This is a genomic window from Vibrio sp. B1FIG11, assembly GCF_905175335.1.
GTDB lineage: Bacteria > Pseudomonadota > Gammaproteobacteria > Enterobacterales > Vibrionaceae > Vibrio > Vibrio campbellii.
The window spans coordinates 626,214-645,972 of sequence record NZ_HG992751.1; the positions used below are offsets into that span (position 1 = coordinate 626,214).

General features: G+C 46.1%; 19 protein-coding genes and 1 pseudogene. 19 read left to right on the top strand and 1 reads right to left on the bottom strand.

Features of this window, described 5'->3' with window-relative positions:
• The first annotated feature begins 218 nt into the window (after window positions 1–218).
• From KHO06_RS02885 to secF, 6 genes and pseudogenes are all read left to right on the top strand, one after another.
• Entirely contained in the window at window positions 219–1,388 is a 1,170-nt protein-coding gene (locus tag KHO06_RS02885) for a trypsin-like serine protease (RefSeq protein WP_038890719.1), read from the top strand.
• Between the two features lie 245 nt (window positions 1,389–1,633).
• Window positions 1,634–2,685: pseudogene (queA, locus tag KHO06_RS02890) on the top strand (tRNA preQ1(34) S-adenosylmethionine ribosyltransferase-isomerase QueA).
• A 205-nt stretch (window positions 2,686–2,890) separates the two neighbouring features.
• Window positions 2,891–4,027 (top strand): tRNA guanosine(34) transglycosylase Tgt, encoded by a 1,137-nt coding sequence (gene tgt / locus KHO06_RS02895; protein ID WP_005424899.1) that lies wholly within the window; start codon window positions 2,891–2,893, stop codon window positions 4,025–4,027.
• Window positions 4,028–4,204: 177 nt separating this feature from the next.
• Window positions 4,205–4,534, top strand: a complete 330-nt coding sequence (gene yajC / locus KHO06_RS02900) for a preprotein translocase subunit YajC (protein ID WP_005424903.1) — start codon at window positions 4,205–4,207, stop codon at window positions 4,532–4,534.
• Between the two features lie 21 nt (window positions 4,535–4,555).
• Window positions 4,556–6,412 carry a protein translocase subunit SecD gene (gene secD, locus KHO06_RS02905; RefSeq protein WP_005447728.1) on the top strand — a complete coding sequence of 619 codons (1,857 nt, stop codon included), beginning with the start codon at window positions 4,556–4,558 and terminating at the stop codon, window positions 6,410–6,412.
• 14 nt (window positions 6,413–6,426) lie between these two features.
• Complete coding sequence (gene secF / locus KHO06_RS02910; RefSeq protein WP_038890720.1) at window positions 6,427–7,374, top strand: protein translocase subunit SecF; 948 nt, start codon at window positions 6,427–6,429, stop codon at window positions 7,372–7,374.
• A gap of 180 nt (window positions 7,375–7,554) precedes the next feature.
• On the opposite strand, the gene suhB is transcribed toward secF, so the two are convergent.
• Window positions 7,555–8,358, bottom strand: coding sequence for an inositol-1-monophosphatase (suhB, locus tag KHO06_RS02915; RefSeq protein WP_005424885.1), 804 nt, complete (start codon window positions 8,356–8,358; stop codon window positions 7,555–7,557).
• Window positions 8,359–8,589: 231 nt separating this feature from the next.
• On the opposite strand from suhB, the gene trmJ reads away from it, so the two are divergent.
• The 13 genes from trmJ (at window position 8,590) to rodZ (ending at window position 19,754) form a co-directional block, all read left to right on the top strand.
• On the top strand, window positions 8,590–9,309 hold the full coding sequence (gene trmJ, locus KHO06_RS02920; protein WP_005424881.1) for a tRNA (cytosine(32)/uridine(32)-2'-O)-methyltransferase TrmJ: 720 nt from the start codon (window positions 8,590–8,592) through the stop codon (window positions 9,307–9,309).
• 125 nt (window positions 9,310–9,434) lie between these two features.
• Complete coding sequence (iscR, locus tag KHO06_RS02925) at window positions 9,435–9,941, top strand: Fe-S cluster assembly transcriptional regulator IscR (RefSeq protein ID WP_005381720.1); 507 nt, start codon at window positions 9,435–9,437, stop codon at window positions 9,939–9,941.
• Window positions 9,942–9,969: 28 nt separating this feature from the next.
• Entirely contained in the window at window positions 9,970–11,184 is a 1,215-nt protein-coding gene (locus KHO06_RS02930) for an IscS subfamily cysteine desulfurase (protein ID WP_038890722.1), read from the top strand.
• 37 nt (window positions 11,185–11,221) lie between these two features.
• A complete protein-coding gene (gene iscU, locus KHO06_RS02935) occupies window positions 11,222–11,605 on the top strand; it encodes a Fe-S cluster assembly scaffold IscU (protein ID WP_005424883.1) in 384 nt (127 codons plus the stop codon).
• Window positions 11,606–11,675: 70 nt separating this feature from the next.
• Window positions 11,676–11,999 carry an iron-sulfur cluster assembly protein IscA gene (iscA, locus tag KHO06_RS02940; protein WP_005424893.1) on the top strand — a complete coding sequence of 108 codons (324 nt, stop codon included), beginning with the start codon at window positions 11,676–11,678 and terminating at the stop codon, window positions 11,997–11,999.
• 55 nt (window positions 12,000–12,054) lie between these two features.
• Window positions 12,055–12,570 carry a co-chaperone HscB gene (gene hscB, locus KHO06_RS02945; protein WP_005424897.1) on the top strand — a complete coding sequence of 172 codons (516 nt, stop codon included), beginning with the start codon at window positions 12,055–12,057 and terminating at the stop codon, window positions 12,568–12,570.
• A 21-nt stretch (window positions 12,571–12,591) separates the two neighbouring features.
• Window positions 12,592–14,445 (top strand): Fe-S protein assembly chaperone HscA, encoded by a 1,854-nt coding sequence (gene hscA, locus KHO06_RS02950; RefSeq protein ID WP_045455382.1) that lies wholly within the window; start codon window positions 12,592–12,594, stop codon window positions 14,443–14,445.
• Window positions 14,446–14,458: 13 nt separating this feature from the next.
• Entirely contained in the window at window positions 14,459–14,797 is a 339-nt protein-coding gene (gene fdx / locus KHO06_RS02955) for an ISC system 2Fe-2S type ferredoxin (protein WP_005424889.1), read from the top strand.
• Window positions 14,798–14,841: 44 nt separating this feature from the next.
• On the top strand, window positions 14,842–15,036 hold the full coding sequence (iscX, locus tag KHO06_RS02960; RefSeq protein WP_212582070.1) for a Fe-S cluster assembly protein IscX: 195 nt from the start codon (window positions 14,842–14,844) through the stop codon (window positions 15,034–15,036).
• A 172-nt stretch (window positions 15,037–15,208) separates the two neighbouring features.
• On the top strand, window positions 15,209–16,507 hold the full coding sequence (gene pepB / locus KHO06_RS02965; protein WP_212582071.1) for an aminopeptidase PepB: 1,299 nt from the start codon (window positions 15,209–15,211) through the stop codon (window positions 16,505–16,507).
• A gap of 100 nt (window positions 16,508–16,607) precedes the next feature.
• Entirely contained in the window at window positions 16,608–17,033 is a 426-nt protein-coding gene (gene ndk / locus KHO06_RS02970) for a nucleoside-diphosphate kinase (protein WP_005532589.1), read from the top strand.
• A 210-nt stretch (window positions 17,034–17,243) separates the two neighbouring features.
• Window positions 17,244–18,371 carry a bifunctional tRNA (adenosine(37)-C2)-methyltransferase TrmG/ribosomal RNA large subunit methyltransferase RlmN gene (locus KHO06_RS02975; protein ID WP_212582072.1) on the top strand — a complete coding sequence of 376 codons (1,128 nt, stop codon included), beginning with the start codon at window positions 17,244–17,246 and terminating at the stop codon, window positions 18,369–18,371.
• Window positions 18,372–18,788: 417 nt separating this feature from the next.
• Window positions 18,789–19,754 (top strand): cytoskeleton protein RodZ, encoded by a 966-nt coding sequence (gene rodZ, locus KHO06_RS02980; RefSeq protein WP_212582073.1) that lies wholly within the window; start codon window positions 18,789–18,791, stop codon window positions 19,752–19,754.
• Window positions 19,755–19,759 lie beyond the last annotated feature (5 nt).

A 19,759-nucleotide genomic window follows, 5' to 3' on the forward strand; every position in this document is an offset into this window, starting at 1 on the left:
CTATAGTTCATAGAAATTACTACTGATTGGTTTGTTAATTATTGCTATTTGCCGTTGAAAAACTCAATGCGAGTCAGTTTGCATTTTTCACTGATAAGGTATGTGGTCAGAATGTAATCTAATGAGTTGAATCGCACATTTTTACTTGCTTGATTTTCCAAGATAAGCCTCTGGAAGAAGATACGCTCAGGCTTACCAGATTGAAGATTACAACCTAAATGAAACGAACGACATGCAACAAGCTCATTGCTTTGGCAGTGGCGGCATTCAGTGTGCAATCCGCTCAAGCGATTGTGTTAGGAGATGAGCAAACCGACCCGGTTGATCGTGTGACTTTACGCGCAAGTAACATGGCAGAGTTTCCGCTGTGTGGCGGTACCATGCTGACGGAACAGTGGGTATTAACTGCGGCACACTGTGTGGTGATGGGGCAGGGAACCAACGAAGCGAGCTATTATGTTACTCCGCCGGGAGAACTGTCGGTGAACGCCAATGTGTATGAACTCAATTCTGCAGGGCTTGATAACTTTTATCCTGTCTCTCACGTTGTGGTTCACCCTGACTATACGCGAATTTCAAAAGCTGAGATTGATAGCAACGGCAACGTGAAACCTATCCAAACTGGTTTAGATTCAGACATCGCGTTGTTGTACCTCACGCGCCCAGTGGCGAACGCGCGCGTTGCTGACTTAGCAAATAAAGCTGATATGGAAAATATCGAAGCACGTTTGGCTGCGGATTGGAACGATAATTATCTGACGAATCAACGTGTCGAAAACGTGCAAGTATTTGGGTGGGGGACCACTCAGCCCGATGCCTCTGAACCTTCCAGTACGCTCAAAACCACCATCAGCACATTTTTGCCGATCGACAAATGTTATGAGCGTTTAGAAATTGGCAGCAGTTTTCCGGGAGTCATTGATTCAAGAGAAAACCAAACCAAAATTTGCACGCTTCCAACGAAGAACCGCGTATTGGAGCCGGATAGTCATACTCAATATGGTAACTCCGCGTGTAAAGGTGACAGTGGTGGTCCGCTCATTGATGTCGCAACGGGTAAGCAGATCGGTATCGTAAGTGGTGCGCCTCTTATTCTACCAACGTGTGGCTCTTTAACGATCCCAAGCTTCTACACTAAAGTGGGGCAATATTACGATTGGGTACAGTCCTACATCACCGCCGATGGTCCACCGAGCAGTTACATCATTGAGCCGAACTTCATCAAAGAAGCGAATAGTGGAAATGGTGGTGGGGAAGAAGAGTGCCATGATGGGATTGCGACCAATAACTGTGATTTCAGAGGCTCTGAAGACGACGGTGGTAGCTTAGGCGCTTGGCTATTTAGTTTGCTGGCTCCATTAGCGTGGATGCGCCGACGCAAAAGTTAAACTTTCAGTAACTGATAAACGTAATTAGACATTTTAAAAAGCAGCGCACTTCGCTGCTTTTTTTATGTGTGCTTATCCTGCACCTTTCACGTTTTATTACACTCTTAGTGAAAGCTTTTACAGTCAATCTAAGGGGATTTGCTTGCTATTGCAGCATGTAAACATATACTAGTCTGCTGCGAAAAACTCGTCGCAATTTTATCGTCGTCTTTGACGTGATTTGACCAATAGATAAGACAAGTAACATGCAAGTATCAGATTTCCATTTCGACCTTCCAGATGAACTCATCGCTCGCTACCCTCAACCAGAGCGTACCGCTAGCCGACTGCTGCAAATGGACGGCAATACTGGTGAGCTTATTGATGGCACGTTTACCGATGTGCTGGAGCAAGTTCAAGCCGGTGACCTAGTGGTTTTCAACAATACTCGCGTTATTCCTGCGCGTTTGTTTGGTCGCAAAGAGTCAGGCGGCAAGCTAGAAGTGCTGGTGGAGCGTATGCTCGATGAGAAAAGCATCCTGGCACACGTTCGTTGCTCTAAATCGCCAAAACCAGGCACAACGATCTTGGTTGGTGAAAACGATGAATACTCAGCGCAAATGGTCGCTCGTCATGATGCACTGTTTGAACTGAAATTTAACTCTGATAAGACGGTACTCGAGATTCTGGAAGAAATTGGTCACATGCCACTTCCTCCATACATCGACCGCCCGGATGAAGACGCGGATAAAGAGCGTTACCAAACGGTTTATAACCAAAAGCCAGGTGCGGTTGCAGCACCGACGGCGGGTCTTCACTTTGATGATGTTCTGCTTGAGAAAATCAAAGCGAAAGGCGCTGAGTTTGCGTACGTTACTCTGCACGTAGGTGCAGGTACGTTCCAGCCAGTTAAAGTGGATGACATCAACGATCACCATATGCACGCAGAATACGTAGAAGTTCCGCAAGACGTAGTGGATGCGATTAACGCAACCAAAGCGCGTGGCGGTCGTATCGTCGCTGTGGGTACTACGTCAGTGCGTTCACTAGAAAGTGCAGCGCAAGACGCGTTGAAGAAAGGAACAGAATTGGTTCCATTCTTTGGCGATACGGAAATCTTTATCTACCCTGGTTACGAGTACCACTGGTGGATTGCTTGATCACCAACTTCCACTTACCAGAATCAACGTTAATTATGTTGGTGAGCGCGTTTGCTGGTTACGAGAACACCATGAATGCTTACAAGCACGCGGTGGAAAACAAATACCGTTTCTTCTCGTACGGTGACTCAATGTTTATTAAAAAGAAGACAGCATAATGTTTTAAGCCCTCTCTAGCCCTCTTCCTTGTGACGGGGTCGGTTAGGAGGGGTTAGAAAGCTAACGATTTACGAGTGCTAGCAGTAGGCTAGGAAACAGAGCAGAATCTCTGCTTTGTCTCTCGCACGGAAGGCGACCGCTCCTTAAAGTGGGGGAAACCCCAAGATACATAGTCAGACTGTTTCTCTGACACTCGGAGGCATCGTGAAATTATCATTCGATCTTAAAAAGAAAAACGGCAATGCGCGTCGTGGTCAATTGACCTTCGAACGTGGCACTGTTCAAACTCCAGCATTCATGCCAGTAGGTACTTACGGTACGGTTAAAGGCATGACTCCGGAAGAAGTAAAAGGCACGGGTGCAGAAATCCTGCTAGGCAACACTTTCCACCTATGGTTACGTCCTGGTCAAGAAGTGATGAAAATGCACGGTGACCTGCACGATTTCATGAACTGGCACGGTCCTATTCTTACTGATTCAGGCGGTTTCCAAGTATTCAGCCTAGGTAAAATGCGTAAGATCACTGAGAAAGGTGTTCACTTCCGTAGCCCTGTAAACGGCGACAAGATTTTCATGGACGCTGAAAAGTCGATGGAAATCCAAAAAGACCTAGGTTCTGACATCGTAATGATCTTCGACGAGTGTACGCCATACCCAGCGACACACAACGAAGCGAAAAAATCGATGGAAATGTCACTACGTTGGGCACAACGCTCACGTGACCACTTCGATAAGCTAGAAAACCCGAACAACCTATTTGGTATCGTTCAAGGTGGTGTTTACGAAGATCTGCGTGATGTGTCTATCAAAGGCCTGACGGAAATCGGTTTTGATGGTTACGCGGTTGGTGGTCTTGCTGTAGGCGAACCGAAAGAAGACATGCACCGTATCCTTGAGCACACGTGTCCACAGCTTCCAGAAGACAAGCCTCGTTACCTAATGGGCGTAGGCAAACCGGAAGATTTGGTTGAAGGTGTTCGTCGTGGTATCGACATGTTTGACTGTGTAATGCCAACGCGTAACGCGCGTAATGGTCACCTATTTGTGACTGGTGGTGTGATCAAGATCCGTAATGCGAAACATAAAACGGATACAACTCCGCTAGATCCGCACTGTGACTGTTACACTTGTCAGCACTACAGCAAATCGTACCTTCACCACCTAGAGCGTTGTAACGAAATCCTAGGTGCTCGTCTGAACACTATCCATAACCTACGCTACTACCAGCGTCTGATGGAAAGCATTCGTAAGGCGATTGATGAAGATCGTTTCGATGAGTTCGTTACTGAGTTCTATGAGCGTCGTGGTCGTGAAGTTCCACCACTAGCAAAAGAGCAGTAATTAACAGATTAAAAGAATTAAAGCCTTTGGCATGTTGCCAGAGGCTTTTGCTAATAAAGTAGGCTAACGTACGTTATTTTTGAGAAGGTGATCTCTATTACTTAATCTCAAACTTGAATCTAAATTACGAAAGCCCAACTTGTTGGATTATCAATAAAATATAATGAGGATGTTTTAATGTTTATTTCTCAAGCTCACGCAGCAGCAGAAGGCGCACCAGCAGGCGGCGGTTTTGAAATGCTAATCATGCTAGGCATGTTCGCGGTGATCTTCTACTTCATGATCTACCGTCCACAATCTAAGCGTGTTAAAGAACACAAGAACCTAATGTCTTCTATGGGCAAAGGCGATGAAGTTCTAACAAGCGGCGGCCTAGTGGGTAAAATCACTAAGATTGCTGAAGACAACGATTTCATTTCAATTGAGCTAAACGCAAACAATGAAGTTGTAATCAAGAAAGACTTCGTAACTGCAGTGCTACCAAAAGGTACGCTGAAGTCTCTATAAAACAGCTAAAGGATCCTCGCTGTGCTAAACCGTTATCCATTATGGAAGTACTTGATGGTATTTTTTGCCATCATCACCGCTGCGTTATACGCACTTCCAAATATCTACGGTGAAGATCCGGCTATTCAAGTTACAGGGGCGCGTGGCGCCTCTGTAGATATGTCAACGCTGGATGCTGTCACCAAAGCTCTTGATAAAGAGCATCTCTCTCATAAATCCATTGCTCTCGAGAATGGATCAATCCTTGTTCGTTTCAATGACACTGACACTCAAATCAGTGCCCGCGATATCATCAGCGAAGCGCTTGGCAAAGATAAAATTGTTGCACTAAACCTTGCTCCATCTACGCCAGATTGGCTAGAAGCAATCGGTGCGTCGCCACTTAAGTTGGGTCTTGACCTACGTGGTGGTGTTCACTTCCTAATGGAAGTTGATATGGACGCGGCGATGGAGAAGCTAGTTGGTCAGCAAGAAGAAGCTTTCCGTAGCGAACTTCGTGAAGCTAAGATTCGTTACCGTGCAATCCGTCCTTCTGGTACAGAAGGTGTGGAAGTATTGCTACGTAATGAGGAGCAGCTAGCGGAAGCGAAAGCAACGCTAGAAAAGAATCACCCAGACATGAACTTTGTCGACTCTGATTCTAATGGTCGTTACGCGTTGATTGCCACCTTTACCGAGCAACGTTTACAAGAGATACGTAACTACGCAGTTGAACAAAACATCACGATTCTTCGTAACCGTGTTAACGAACTGGGTGTTGCTGAGCCACTGGTTCAACGTCAAGGTGCTAGCCGCATCGTAGTTGAGCTGCCTGGTGTTCAAGACACCGCTCGTGCGAAGGAAATTCTAGGTGCTACGGCAACACTAGAGTTCCGCGAAGTTGATGATAAAGCTGACCTATCAGCAGCGGCAAATGGCCGTGCGCCAGCAGGTAGCGAAATCAAGATGGACCGTGATGGTCGCCCAGTTGTGCTTAAGAAGCGCGTTATTCTTGGTGGTCAAAGCATCACGGATGCAAGTTCAAGTGTTGATGAATACGGTCGCCCACAAGTTAACATCTCGCTAGACAGCGAAGGTGGTAACAAAATGTCTGCGTTCTCTAAGAAGAACATCGGCAAGCTAATGGCTACCGTGTTTGCAGAATACAAAGACAGTGGCCGTCGTACGCCAGAAGGCAAAGTTATCCTTGATAAGCACGAAGAAGTCATCAACCAAGCAACGATTCAATCGGCTCTTGGTCGTAACTTCCGTATCACTGGTATCGACTCTGCAGCAGAAGCGCACAACTTAGCACTTCTACTACGTGCTGGTGCTCTAATCGCACCGATCTCTATCGTTGAAGAACGTACCATTGGTCCATCAATGGGTCAGCAAAACATCGATATGGGTATCCAAGCATGTATCTGGGGTATGGTTGCGGTAATGCTGTTTACGCTGCTTTACTACCGTGGCTTCGGTCTGATTGCTAACATTGCGTTGATGGCAAACTTGGTTCTTATCATTGGTGTTATGTCGATGATTCCAGGCGCTACCATGACGCTGCCTGGTATTGCCGGTATCGTATTAACCGTCGGTATGGCGGTCGATGCGAACGTTCTGATATTCGAGCGTATCCGTGAAGAGCTTCGAGATGGACGTAGTCCTCAGCAAGCGATTCACCAAGGTTACGCAAACGCATTCAGCACTATTGCCGATGCGAACATCACAACGCTTATCACTGCGATCATTCTATTTGCAGTGGGTACAGGTGCGGTGAAAGGCTTCGCAGTAACACTATCTATCGGTATCTTAACTTCAATGTTCACTGCTATTGTGGGTACACGTTGTATCGTGAACCTGATTTACGGTGGCAAACGTGTTGATAAATTGTCGATCTAAGGCTGGGAATTAATATGTTTCAAATTCTAAAAGCAGAAAACACGATCGGCTTTATGCGTTGGTCGAAAGTCGCGTTCGTATTCTCTATCTTTATGATCGCTGCTTCTATCTTCACGCTATCAACCAAATGGTTGAACTGGGGTCTAGACTTTACTGGTGGTACGCTCATCGAGGTAGGTTTTCAACAACCTGCAAACCTTGAAGAGATTCGTGCAGCGCTAGATTCAAAAGGCTTCGGTGATGCGACAGTACAAAACTTTGGTAGTGCTCGCGATGTAATGGTTCGTCTTCGTCCTCGTGACGATATGTCTGGTGAAACACTAGGTAACCAAATCATTGGTGCTATCAAAGAAGGTACGGGTGAAAGCGTAGAAATGCGTCGTATCGAGTTTGTAGGTCCAAACGTTGGTGATGAGCTAACAGAAGCGGGCGGTCTAGCGATCCTTGTGTCGCTGATCTGTATCCTGATCTACGTATCGATGCGATTTGAATGGCGTCTAGCGGCTGGTGCGGTAATGGCACTAGCACACGATATCATCATCACGCTGGGTGTGTTCTCGTTCCTACAAATCGAAGTTGATCTTACCATCGTAGCGGCGCTACTAACGGTAGTCGGTTACTCGCTCAACGATACCATCGTTGTATTCGACCGGATTCGTGAAAACTTCCGTAAGATGCGTAAGGGCGAACCTTCAGACATCATGGATGCATCAATCACTCAAACATTGAGCCGTACATTGATTACGTCGGGTACAACCTTGTTCGTAGTAATTGCCCTATTCATGCAAGGTGGTGCGATGATTCACGGCTTCGCAACCGCACTTCTACTTGGTATCACGGTAGGTACTTACTCTTCTATCTACGTAGCATCAGCACTAGCGCTGAAACTGGGTATCCAGAAAGAGCACTTGATGCCACCTCAAGTAGAAAAAGAAGGTGCAGAGTTCGACGAGATGCCATAAGGCAGATTGAGAACCGAAAACAAAAACCGCTGAGCAGTCAGCGGTTTTTTTATGCCTGAAGAAATCTGCTTAAGTGACGTTTGAACTGGTTAGTGAATTTCAGATATAAAAAAGCCCCGCTCAATGAGCGGGGCTATTCAAAAGTCATCAGCGTGACGGGCTTAGTATGACTTGAGAATCTTACTTAAGGATCGCGCTGTTGCCGTTTTCGCGAACGTGCTTAAGGATAGATTTCACGCCACGAGCGCTAGAAGCAACAATGTTACCAGACTTCATGTACTCAGTACCGCCAGCGAAGTCAGTTAGGATTGCGCCAGCTTCACGAGCGATAAGCTCACCAGCAGCCATTTGCCAAGGTTTTAGGCCTAGCTCAAAGTAACCATCTACACGGCCAGCAGCCACGTAACATAGGTCAAGAGCAGAACAACCGCTACGACGGAAGTCAGCACACTCAGTGAATAGAGAACCTACGATCTTGATGTAAGACTCAGAGTGTTGCTTCTGTTTGAATGGGAAACCAGTCGCTAGAACAGTACCGTGTAGGTCTTTAAGTTGAGTAACACGGATACGAGCGTTGTTTAGCTGAGCGCCAGCACCACGTTGTGCAGTGAATAGCTCGTTTTGCATTGGATCGTATACACAAGCCACTTCAGTTTTACCTTTGAAGCGAACCGCGATAGAAACTGCGAAAGTTGGGTAACCTTTTACAAAGTTATTAGTGCCATCCATTGGGTCGATGATCCATTGTACATCTTTATCTTTACCTTCGATAAGACCAGCTTCTTCAGCAACGATGCAGTGCTCTGGGTAAGAGTGCTTGATAGTATCGATGATGATAGCTTCTGCTTCTTTGTCTACATTAGTAACAAAGTCATTAGTGCCTTTTAGCGTAGATTCAATTTTATCTGTGTTTTCTAATGATTTAGCAATGTGATTGCCTGCCTTTCGCGCAGCGCGAATAGCAATGTTTAGCATTGGATGCATACGAATTTCCCAACGGATGTTAAAGAACAATTTAAAGCGGCGGCGAGTATACCAGAGTCAAAGCAAAAGGGAAGTGGTTATTTTTTGCTCGTTAGAGAAAGGCGTTGTGATAGCTCTCTCGATAGAGAGGAAAACAATTGATGAGAATGCGAATAGAAACCTGCTTCGCTCTAGGGTGTATTAGAAAATTATGATAATATCCCTCGGTTTTAATTCAGGTAGCAAACACAGATGTTGGATCAAGTAAAAATCGTACTCGTCGGGACTTCTCATTCAGGCAACATTGGCTCGGCTGCACGAGCAATGAAAGTCATGGGTTTAAGCCAACTTGTATTGGTGGATCCGCAATGTGAAGTGGATGACCAAACTCTTGCTCTTGCCGCTGGTGCTGGTGATATTGCTCAAAACGCAACAGTCGTAAGTACGCTAGAGGAAGCCATTGAAGACTGTGGTCTTGTCGTCGGTTCTAGTGCTCGTTCACGCACACTTGAATGGCCAATGCTTGAGCCACGCGAATGTGGTGAGAAATTTGCTGTTGAAGGCCAAAAACACCCTGTTGCACTAGTCTTCGGCCGTGAGAGAACTGGCCTAACTAATGACGAATTGCAGAAGTGTCATTACCACGTTTGCATTCCAGCTAATCCTGAATACAGTTCACTCAACTTAGCGATGGCGGTACAAACGCTGAGCTATGAAGTTCGTGTTGCACACCTCAACCTAGAGCAAAGCCAATACGCGCCAAGTGAACCTGAAGAGTACCCACGCCATAAAGAGCTAGAAATGTTCTTTGAGCACCTTGAAAAGGTGATGATTGATACCCAATTTATCAACAAAGAGCAGCCAGGTCAGGTGATGAACAAACTACGTCGTTTGTACTCACGTGCACGACCAGAGGCGCAAGAATTGAATATTCTGCGTGGTGTTTTGACAGCGATCGAAAAGAAACTCTGAACAAATAATAACCATTTTAGGTGTAAGGATGAATACCTGACTAAAATAGTCAAATAAATACTTGACCGTTTTAGTCGGGTATGGAAAAATCCTAATCATTACAAACCATGTGGATACGGTGTGGTATGAAACTTACATCTAAAGGAAGATATGCGGTGACAGCCATGCTGGATGTGGCACTGCATTCGCAACAAAACCCAGTACCTCTTGCAGATATCTCAGAGCGTCAGGGTATCTCGCTCTCATACTTAGAGCAGCTTTTTTCAAAATTGCGTAAAGCAGGCCTTGTAGCCAGCGTTCGTGGTCCTGGTGGTGGTTACCGACTTGGTGCAGACGCGCACAGCATTGCCATTGGCACTGTGATTGCTGCGGTTGATGAGTCAGTAGACGCAACCAAATGCCAAGGTAAAGGCGATTGCCAAGGTGGCACTCGTTGCTTAACTCACACACTATGGCGTGACCTGAGCTCTCGTATTAGCGACTTCTTGAACAACATTACGCTCGGTGAGCTAATGACAGACAACGAAGTTTTAGAAATTTCTGACCGTCAGGACATTGATCTGGCGGTAACTCATGGGCTTTCAAACAAAAATACAACCGCCGCGCCCATCGGTGTAAACGTCCGCTCTTAGCGGTCAGCATTTTACATTGGAGTAGAGAATGAAACTGCCGATTTATCTTGATTATTCCGCTACATGTCCAGTAGATCCACGTGTTGCTGAAAAAATGGTTCAGTACATGACAATGGATGGCACATTTGGCAACCCAGCTTCGCGTTCGCACCGTTACGGCTGGCAGGCAGAAGAAGCTGTAGATACTGCTCGTGAGCAAATTGCTGACCTTCTAAATGCAGATCCTCGCGAAATCGTATTCACATCTGGTGCGACAGAGTCTGACAACCTTGCTATTAAAGGTGCAGCACATTTTTACTCTAAAAAGGGTAAACACGTAATCACTTGTAAAACAGAGCACAAAGCGGTACTTGACCCATGTCGTCAACTAGAACGCGAAGGCTTTGAAGTGACTTACCTAGAGCCAGAATCAAACGGTCTGGTTGATCTAAACAAACTTCAAGCAGCAATGCGTGAAGACACTGTTCTAGTTTCAATCATGCACGTAAATAACGAGATTGGTGTCATTCAAGACATCGCAGCAATTGGCGAGCTATGTCGTGAACGTAAGATTGTGTTCCATGTGGATGCTGCACAGTCTGCGGGCAAACTGCCAATCGACGTTCAAGAAATGAAAGTTGACCTAATTTCACTGTCTGCGCACAAAGTATACGGTCCTAAAGGTATTGGCGCACTTTACGTACGTCGTAAGCCTCGTATCCGTCTTGAAGCGCAAATGCACGGTGGCGGTCATGAGCGTGGCTTCCGCTCGGGCACACTTCCAACTCACCAAATCGTGGGTATGGGTGAAGCGTTCCGCGTAGCAAAAGAAGACATGCAAAAAGATTACGATCACGCGCTAGCACTTCGTAACCGTCTTCTAGATGGCGTTAAAGATCTAGAAGCTGTAACGGTGAACGGTGACCTAGAGCAGCGTGTTCCGCACAACTTAAACGTGAGCTTTGCATTCGTAGAAGGCGAATCTCTACTGATGTCACTGAAAGACCTAGCAGTATCTTCTGGTAGTGCTTGTACATCAGCGAGCCTAGAGCCATCTTACGTTCTTCGTGCACTTGGTCTAGACGACGAATTAGCACACAGCTCAGTACGTTTCTCATTTGGTCGTTTCACGACTGAAGCAGAAATTGATTACGCAATTGAACAAATCCGCGTTGCAGTGACTAAGCTACGCGACATGTCTCCTCTATGGGATATGTACAAGGAAGGGGTTGATCTGAGCACTGTTGAATGGGCTCACCATTAATCTCACGGACTGAATAGAGGATTCGAGGTAATTTATCATGGCATACAGCGAAAAAGTAATTGATCACTACGAGAACCCACGTAACGTTGGTTCGTTCGATAAAGAAGACCCATCAGTAGGTAGCGGCATGGTTGGCGCACCAGCTTGTGGTGACGTAATGAAGCTTCAAATCAAAGTGACGCCAGAAGGCATCATTGAAGACGCGAAATTCAAAACATACGGTTGTGGTAGTGCAATCGCTTCAAGCTCACTAGTAACTGAGTGGGTAAAAGGCAAGTCTATCGACGAAGCGGCATCTATCAAAAACTCTGAGATTGCAGAAGAGCTAGAGCTTCCACCAGTGAAAGTTCACTGCTCAATCCTAGCGGAAGATGCAATCAAAGCAGCAGTTGCTGACTACAAGAAAAAACACCAGGAATAATTATTCCGTATATAATGGGAGCCCTTAAAATGCTCCATCCAAACGTAATTTAGACAGACTAAGGTGCAGTATGGCCATCACAATGACAGAATCAGCGGCAAGTCGCGTAAAAGCATTCCTAGATAACCGAGGCAAAGGTATCGGTTTGCGTCTTGGAGTGAAGACGACAGGCTGTTCCGGCATGGCTTACGTCCTTGAGTTTGTTGATGATCTAAACGAAGAAGACGAAGTGTTTGAACTGTCAGATGTGAAGATCATCATTGATAAGAAAAGCCTAGTATACCTAGACGGTACTGAGCTGGATTACGTGAAGGAAGGGTTGAATGAAGGTTTTGAATTCAACAACCCTAACGCAAAAAGTGAATGTGGTTGTGGTGAAAGCTTCAACGTCTAATTGACTGTCCTTCTGGACAAACGAGTCCAGAAGGCTTTACTAGGACCCGATCTTAATGAATCACTTTGAATTATTTGGGCTACCAAGTCAGTTTCAGCTGGATGGTAGCCTTCTTTCTTCTCAGTTCCGAGAACTACAAAAACGCTTCCACCCAGACAATTTTGCGACCGCCTCTGAGCGCGACCGCTTGATGGCTGTCCAAAAAGCAGCGCAAATCAACGATGCGTATCAAGTACTTAAGCATCCTATCTCTCGCGCTGAATACATTCTGGCAGAAAACGGCACAGAAATTCGTGGTGAGCAACAAACCATGCAAGACCCGATGTTCCTAATGGAGCAAATGGAATTGCGTGAAGAACTGGAAGACATTGCTGACAGCTCTGATCCGGAATCAGCGCTTTTTGACTTCGATTCTAAGGTCAGCAAAATGTACAAACAGCATTTGGCGAGTGTAGAACAAGAACTTGACCAAGGTCTTTGGGCGGAAGCTGCAGACCGAGTTCGTAAACTCAAATTCATTGCCAAGCTAAAGAACGAAATTGAACTGGTTGAAGATAAACTCCTCGGCTAGTTAGCGCGACAAGGACCCATCATGGCACTACTTCAAATCGCAGAACCGGGCCAAAGCTCGGCACCTCATGAGCACAAGTTAGCAGCGGGTATCGACTTAGGTACCACCAACTCTTTGGTTGCATCTGTTCGCAGCGGCGACGCAAAAACACTGACAGATGACCAAGGTCGTAGCATTTTGCCGTCTGTGGTGAACTACGCACAAGATACGGCGTTAGTTGGTTACGAGGCCAAAGCAAAAGCAGAGCAAGAACCAGAAAACACCATTATTTCGGTAAAACGTCTAATTGGTCGTTCATTAAAAGACATTCAAGCTCGCTACCCATCTTTGCCTTACCAATTTAAAGAAAGCGACAACGGTCTGCCTATTCTGCAAACTGCGCAAGGTGACAAGAACCCGATTGAAGTGTCTGCCGACATTCTTAAATCACTAGGCAAACGTGCAGAAGAGACACTAGGTGGCGAGTTAGCTGGTGTGGTTATTACTGTTCCTGCTTACTTTGATGATGCTCAACGTGCTGGTACAAAAGATGCGGCGAAATTGGCGGGTCTTCATGTACTGCGTCTGCTTAACGAGCCGACAGCTGCAGCGATCGCTTACGGTCTAGACTCTGGTCAAGAGGGCGTGATTGCGGTTTACGATCTAGGTGGTGGTACATTCGATATCTCTATCCTACGTTTGTCGAAAGGTGTATTTGAAGTATTAGCAACAGGCGGTGACTCTGCGCTAGGCGGCGATGATTTTGACCACCTATTAGCGGATTACCTAATGGAGCAGGCTGGTCTAGAAGCGCCGCTTTCTGCTGAGAAAAACCGTGCACTACTGAACATTGCAACAGCAACTAAGATTGCTTTTTCTGAGCAAGACAGCGTTGATGTTGATGTATTTGGCTGGAAAGGCTCAGTGACTCGCGAGCAGTTCGAAGATCTGATTCGTCCGCTAGTGAAGAAAACTTTGATGTCTTGTCGCCGTGCACTGAAAGATGCGGATGTGGATGCGGAAGATGTACTTGAAGCGGTTATGGTTGGCGGTTCAACTCGCACATTGCTTGTACGTGAAATGGTTGGCGAATTCTTCGGCCGCACACCACTGACAAGCATTAACCCAGATGAAGTAGTTGCAATCGGCGCAGGTATTCAAGCAGACATCCTAGCGGGCAATAAGCCTGATTCGGAAATGTTGCTTCTGGACGTTATTCCTTTGTCCCTTGGTATTGAAACCATGGGTGGTTTGGTTGAGAAAATCATTCCACGTAACACCACCATCCCTGTGGCCCGCGCACAAGAATTTACGACGTTCAAAGATGGTCAAACAGCAATGAGCGTTCACACCGTACAAGGTGAGCGCGAAATGGTGGATGACTGCCGCTCATTGGCTCGTTTCTCATTGAAAGGCATTCCACCAATGGCGGCAGGTGCTGCGCACATTCGCGTGACGTACCAAGTGGACGCTGATGGTCTATTGTCTGTCACCGCGATGGAAAAGAGCACGGGTGTTCAGGCTGAAATCCAAGTGAAACCTTCTTACGGCCTAAGCGATGATGAAGTTGCAAACATGCTTCGTGACTCGATGACTTACGCGAAAGAAGATATGCAGGCTCGTGCGTTGGCTGAGCAGCGCGTAGAAGCGGATCGTGTGATTGAAGGCTTGATTGCGGCGATGCAAGCTGATGGTGATGAACTACTATCAGACCAAGAGAAACAAGACCTAGTTAAAGTGATTGAAGCGCTGATTGAACTGCGCAACGGCGAAGATGCAGACGCCATCGAGCAAGGCATCAAAGACACCGACAAAGCAAGCCAAGATTTTGCGTCGCGCCGTATGGATAAATCGATTCGAGCTGCACTGTCAGGTCAGTCAGTTAATGATATATAAGAGATAAGTAGTTATGCCTAAGATTATTGTATTACCACACGAAGATTTGTGCCCAGAGGGTGCAGTGTTGGAAGCAAACACTGGTGACACCGTTCTAGACGTTGCGCTAAAAAATGGCATTGGTATTGAACACGCATGTGAGAAGTCATGTGCATGTACGACTTGCCACGTGATCATTCGTGAAGGTTTTGATTCGCTAGAAGAGAGTGAAGAGCTAGAAGATGACATGCTGGATAAAGCATGGGGTCTTGAGCCTGAATCTCGTCTTGGTTGCCAAGCAAAAGTAGCGGATGAAGATTTGGTTGTTGAGATTCCAAAATACACGCTAAACCACGCGTCGGAAGATCACTAATACTATCTCCCCAATATAGGGGCGAAGCAAAAGGAAGACGAGCAATGAAATGGACAGATTCTCGCGATATTGCGATTGAGCTTTGTGACAAGTTTCCCGACTTAGATCCTAAAACCGTACGTTTTACCGATCTTCACCAATGGATCATGGAATTGGATGAGTTTGACGATGAGCCAAACCATTGTAATGAAAAGATTCTAGAATCGGTCATCTTGTGTTGGATGGACGAAGCGGATTAATGCTCGATTCGGCGGTAAAACGCAGCAGAGTTAACAATTCTCACTAAAAAAAGCGGACCTTAAGGTCCGTTTTTTTATCAAGTTGACATTTTTACCCTACATAATGCTAACATCCGGTAGTTATTAAAAAAGAAGAGGCGTAGGCAACGCCGTTATAAGACAAGGAGAAACCATGTCTACACAGATGTCTGTATTTCTAAGCCAAGAACCAGCGGCACCACATTGGGGCGACAAAGCGCTGCTTTCTTTCGCTGAGAATGGCACAACCATTCACCTAGGTGAAGGTCACGATCTTGGTGCGATTCAACGTGCAGCGCGTCAACTCGATGGCCAAGGAATTCGTTCAATTTTACTTGCTGGTGATAACTGGGATTTGGAGAGCATTTGGGCATTCCACCAAGGTTACCGCAACCCGAAAAAACACGGCACGCTAGAGTGGGTTGCGCTTTCTGAGCAAGACCAAGCAGAGCTACACGCTCGTATCACCTCTACGGACTTTACTCGCGATATCATCAACAAAACAGCTGAAGAAGTGGCGCCACGTCAATTGGCAACCATGGCGGCTGAATTCATCAAATCAATCGCACCACAAGGTACAGTAACGGCTCGTATCGTTAAAGATAAAGACCTGTTGTCAGAAGGTTGGGAAGGCATTTATGCAGTGGGTCGCGGCTCTGAGCGCACATCAGCAATGCTGCAACTTGATTACAACCCAACAGGCGATGAAAACGCACCAGTGTTTGCGTGTCTAGTGGGTAAAGGCATCACCTTTGATTCAGGCGGTTACAGCCTTAAGCCATCAAACTTCATGACAGCAATGAAAGCGGATATGGGCGGTTCAGGTACGATTACCGGCGGTCTTGGTCTTGCTATTCTTCGCGGTCTTAATAAGCGCGTGAAGCTGATCCTTTGCTGTGCAGAAAACATGGTTTCGGGTCGTGCACTTAAACTTGGCGACATCATCACTTACAAAAACGGTAAGACAGTAGAAATTATGAACACTGACGCAGAAGGTCGTTTGGTTCTTGCTGATGGTCTTATCTACGCAAGTGAGCAGAACCCTGAGCTGATCATTGACTGTGCAACCCTTACGGGCGCAGCGAAGAATGCACTAGGTAATGACTACCATGCACTGATGAGCTTTGATGATGAGCTTTCACATCAAGCGCTAACGGCGGCAAATCAAGAGAAAGAAGGTCTATGGCCACTGCCTCTTGCTGATTTCCACCGTGGCATGCTGCCATCAAACTTTGCTGACCTATCTAACATCAGTTCTGGTGATTACTCGCCAGGCGCAAGTACAGCGGCGGCATTCTTGTCTTACTTTGTTGAAGATTACAAGAAAGGTTGGTTGCACTTTGACTGCTCAGGCACGTACCGTAAGTCAGCGTCTGATAAATGGGCTGCTGGCGCGACAGGCATGGGTGTACGCACACTTGCTCGTTTCCTGAACGAACAAGCCGCAAAATAACACTTTTACCAGTGCAGACCCCCTGTCTGTACTGGTATAACTTAGAGAGACGCAAGTCACTCATATAAAACTATTATTACAAGTACAAAAAGGAAACCTTATGGCTCTAGAAAGAACGTTTTCAATTGTTAAGCCTGACGCTGTAGAACGCAATCTGATTGGTGAAATCTACCACCGTATCGAAAAGGCGGGTCTGCGTATTGTTGCTGCAAAAATGGTTCATCTGACAGAAGAACAGGCGAGCGGTTTTTACGCAGAACATGAAGGCAAACCTTTTTTCCCTGCACTGAAAGAGTTCATGACATCTGGCCCTATCATGGTTCAGGTTCTTGAAGGTGAAGATGCAATCGCTCGTTATCGTGAGCTAATGGGCAAAACAAACCCAGAAGAAGCGGCATGCGGTACAATCCGTGCTGATTACGCACTGAGCATGCGTCATAACTCTGTTCATGGTTCAGACAGTCCTGAATCAGCGGCTCGTGAAATAGAGTTTTTCTTCCCAGAGTCAGAGATTTGCCCTCGTTAATCTTGTACTAGTTTGATTACCAAGCCTCGGTTTTTTCCGGGGCTTTTTATTATCCGTTACTCAGAAAGAGTGAAGAAGAATAATTGGCTAAAATTTAATCACTAAGATTTTAATGCCTTAGCGAAGTCAGGGTCTTACAGCCCTTGTTGTAGCTGCATAAAGGCTGTACAATTCGCGCCCTTATTCTTGTTTCAGTCATTGAGAGGCAACATGACCACTGAAAAAATCAATCTACTCGACTTTGATCGCAAGGGCATGCGTCAATTTTTCGCGGATGAGCTAGGCGAAAAAGCGTTCCGTGCTGATCAGGTTATGAAGTGGATCTACCATTTCGGTGTTGATGACTTCGACAACATGACGAACATCAACAAGAAGCTACGTGAAAAACTGCAGCACAAGTGTGAAATCAAAGCACCTACAGTAGCAGAAGCTCAGCACTCTTCAGACGGCACAATCAAGTGGGCGATGAAGGTAGGTGACCAAGACGTAGAAACGGTTTACATCCCAGAAGATGACCGTGCAACCTTATGTGTGTCTTCTCAGGTAGGTTGCGCGTTGGAATGTAAGTTCTGTTCAACAGCACAACAGGGCTTCAACCGTAACCTAAAAGTATCTGAAATCATTGGTCAGGTATGGCGTGCAGCACGTGAAATCGGTTTGCAGAAAGAAACAGGCCGTCGTCCAATCACTAACGTAGTGATGATGGGCATGGGTGAGCCACTTCTTAACATGAAGAACCTAATCCCAGCACTAGAAATCATGCTTGATGATCTGGGTTTCGGTCTTTCTAAACGTCGTGTAACCGTATCAACTTCAGGTGTGGTTTCTGGTCTTGATCAGATGACGGGCAAAATCGACGTCGCATTGGCGATTTCTCTACACGCGCCAAACGACGAACTACGTAGCCAAATCATGCCAATCAACGACCGTTGGGATATCCAAGACTTCCTAGCGTCTGTTCGTCGTTACATTGAGTCTTCAAATGCGAACCGCGGTAAAGTAACCGTTGAGTACGTACTGCTTGATCATGTGAACGATGACATGGACCACGCACGTGAATTGGCTGAATTGATGAAAGATACCCCATGTAAGATCAACCTGATTCCGTTTAACCCGTACCCAGGTTCTCCTTACAAGAAGCCAAGTAACTCGCGCATTGACCGTTTCCAGAAAACGCTAATGCAATACGAGCACACAGTAACGGTTCGTAAAACGCGCGGTGATGATATCGATGCAGCATGTGGTCAGTTGGTTGGTGATGTTATTGACCGCACAAAACGTACCGCAGCTTTAAAAGCAGCACGTGGTGCAGAAACCATCGACGTAAAAGCGGTGTAATTCGCAAAGAATAGAAAAATAGCCAGAGCCTTTTGCTCTGGCTATTTTGTTTTTCGAAGGTGGAATGTAATCTGACACTGACAATCGTATCGGCGATTATTTCGCGTTACTGTGTCAATTTTTGGACAAAAGCTTGAGCTATCTGTTAATTTGAGAGCAAAGAGTTTTTGTCTTCGTTAAACATTCGCTTATCATGGTAAGTGAAATAAAACTACGACACTGACTATTCTCAGTATTTTTCCAATACGCTTTGCTGAACCATTGCAAAACGAGCATTCTTACTCTGACTACTGAGAATTTCTAAAAGATTATTTTGGTTAACGCGTTTAGGCTAGCTATCTTTAAGTAAGGCTTAATTAGAACAAAAACGAAAATAAATAACTGCGTTAGCCACCAAACAGATTAAATACCGCCATTATGACAGAACACGAAAATACGAATGAAGTGCCACTTTCGATGGAAGCGGGCACGTTACTTAAAAACAAACGCGAATCTCTAGGCATGACTCAGAAGCACGTTGCTGATCGCCTTAGACTTCGCGTTTCTGTTATTGAAGACATTGAAAACAATCGATTTGAAGAGCAACAGGTAACAACGTTTACACGTGGTTACTTGCGTTCGTATGCCAAGCTTGTTGGCCTTGATGAAAAGATTGTTTTGGCAGCTTTAGAGCAGACATCTGAAGTGCATGTTAAGCCACAAGAGACAGAGATGCAGAGTTTCTCTCGTAAAACCAAACACGAGAAACACAACAGCCGCATCATGTTACTCACTTGGGCGATTGCTATCGTGATCACCGGTATTTCGGGGGCATGGTGGTGGCAGAACCAACAAGAAAACAGCCTTGCGCAGTTAAGTGCAGAAACTGCGGAAACAGAGCAAGTTGCTGATGATGCAGACATCGACCAAATGAGTGCCGATGAGCTTATTGCCAGCACTCCTGCTGAGATTGCGCCAGCATCGGCTGCGCTAACCGTGGTTTCTGAAGCTGATACGGCGATGAGTGCGGCGGGTGATGTGACTGAGCCAGTCGTTGCTGCAGTAGCGGCAGAAGTGACAGAAGAAGCCACTCAAGAACCTGTCGCGGTGATTGAAGATGCGCAAGAGGCAGAAGAACCAGCAGCCCCAGTTGTGCCAGAAGGCATGACACTGCTAACTATGAAATTCAAAGCGGATTGCTGGATTCAAGTCAAAGACGCGAATGGCAAAACGTTAGTAAGCGGTACTCGTAAGCCGGGCCAAGACGTAGAACTTGCCGGAAAAGCACCGTTTAAAGTGATATTAGGCGCACCTGAAGGCGTCACAATGACATTTGCAAGTGAACCTGTCGACCTTTCTGGGTATACTTCAGGCAAAGTAGCTAGATTCACTTTACCGTTATAAATATT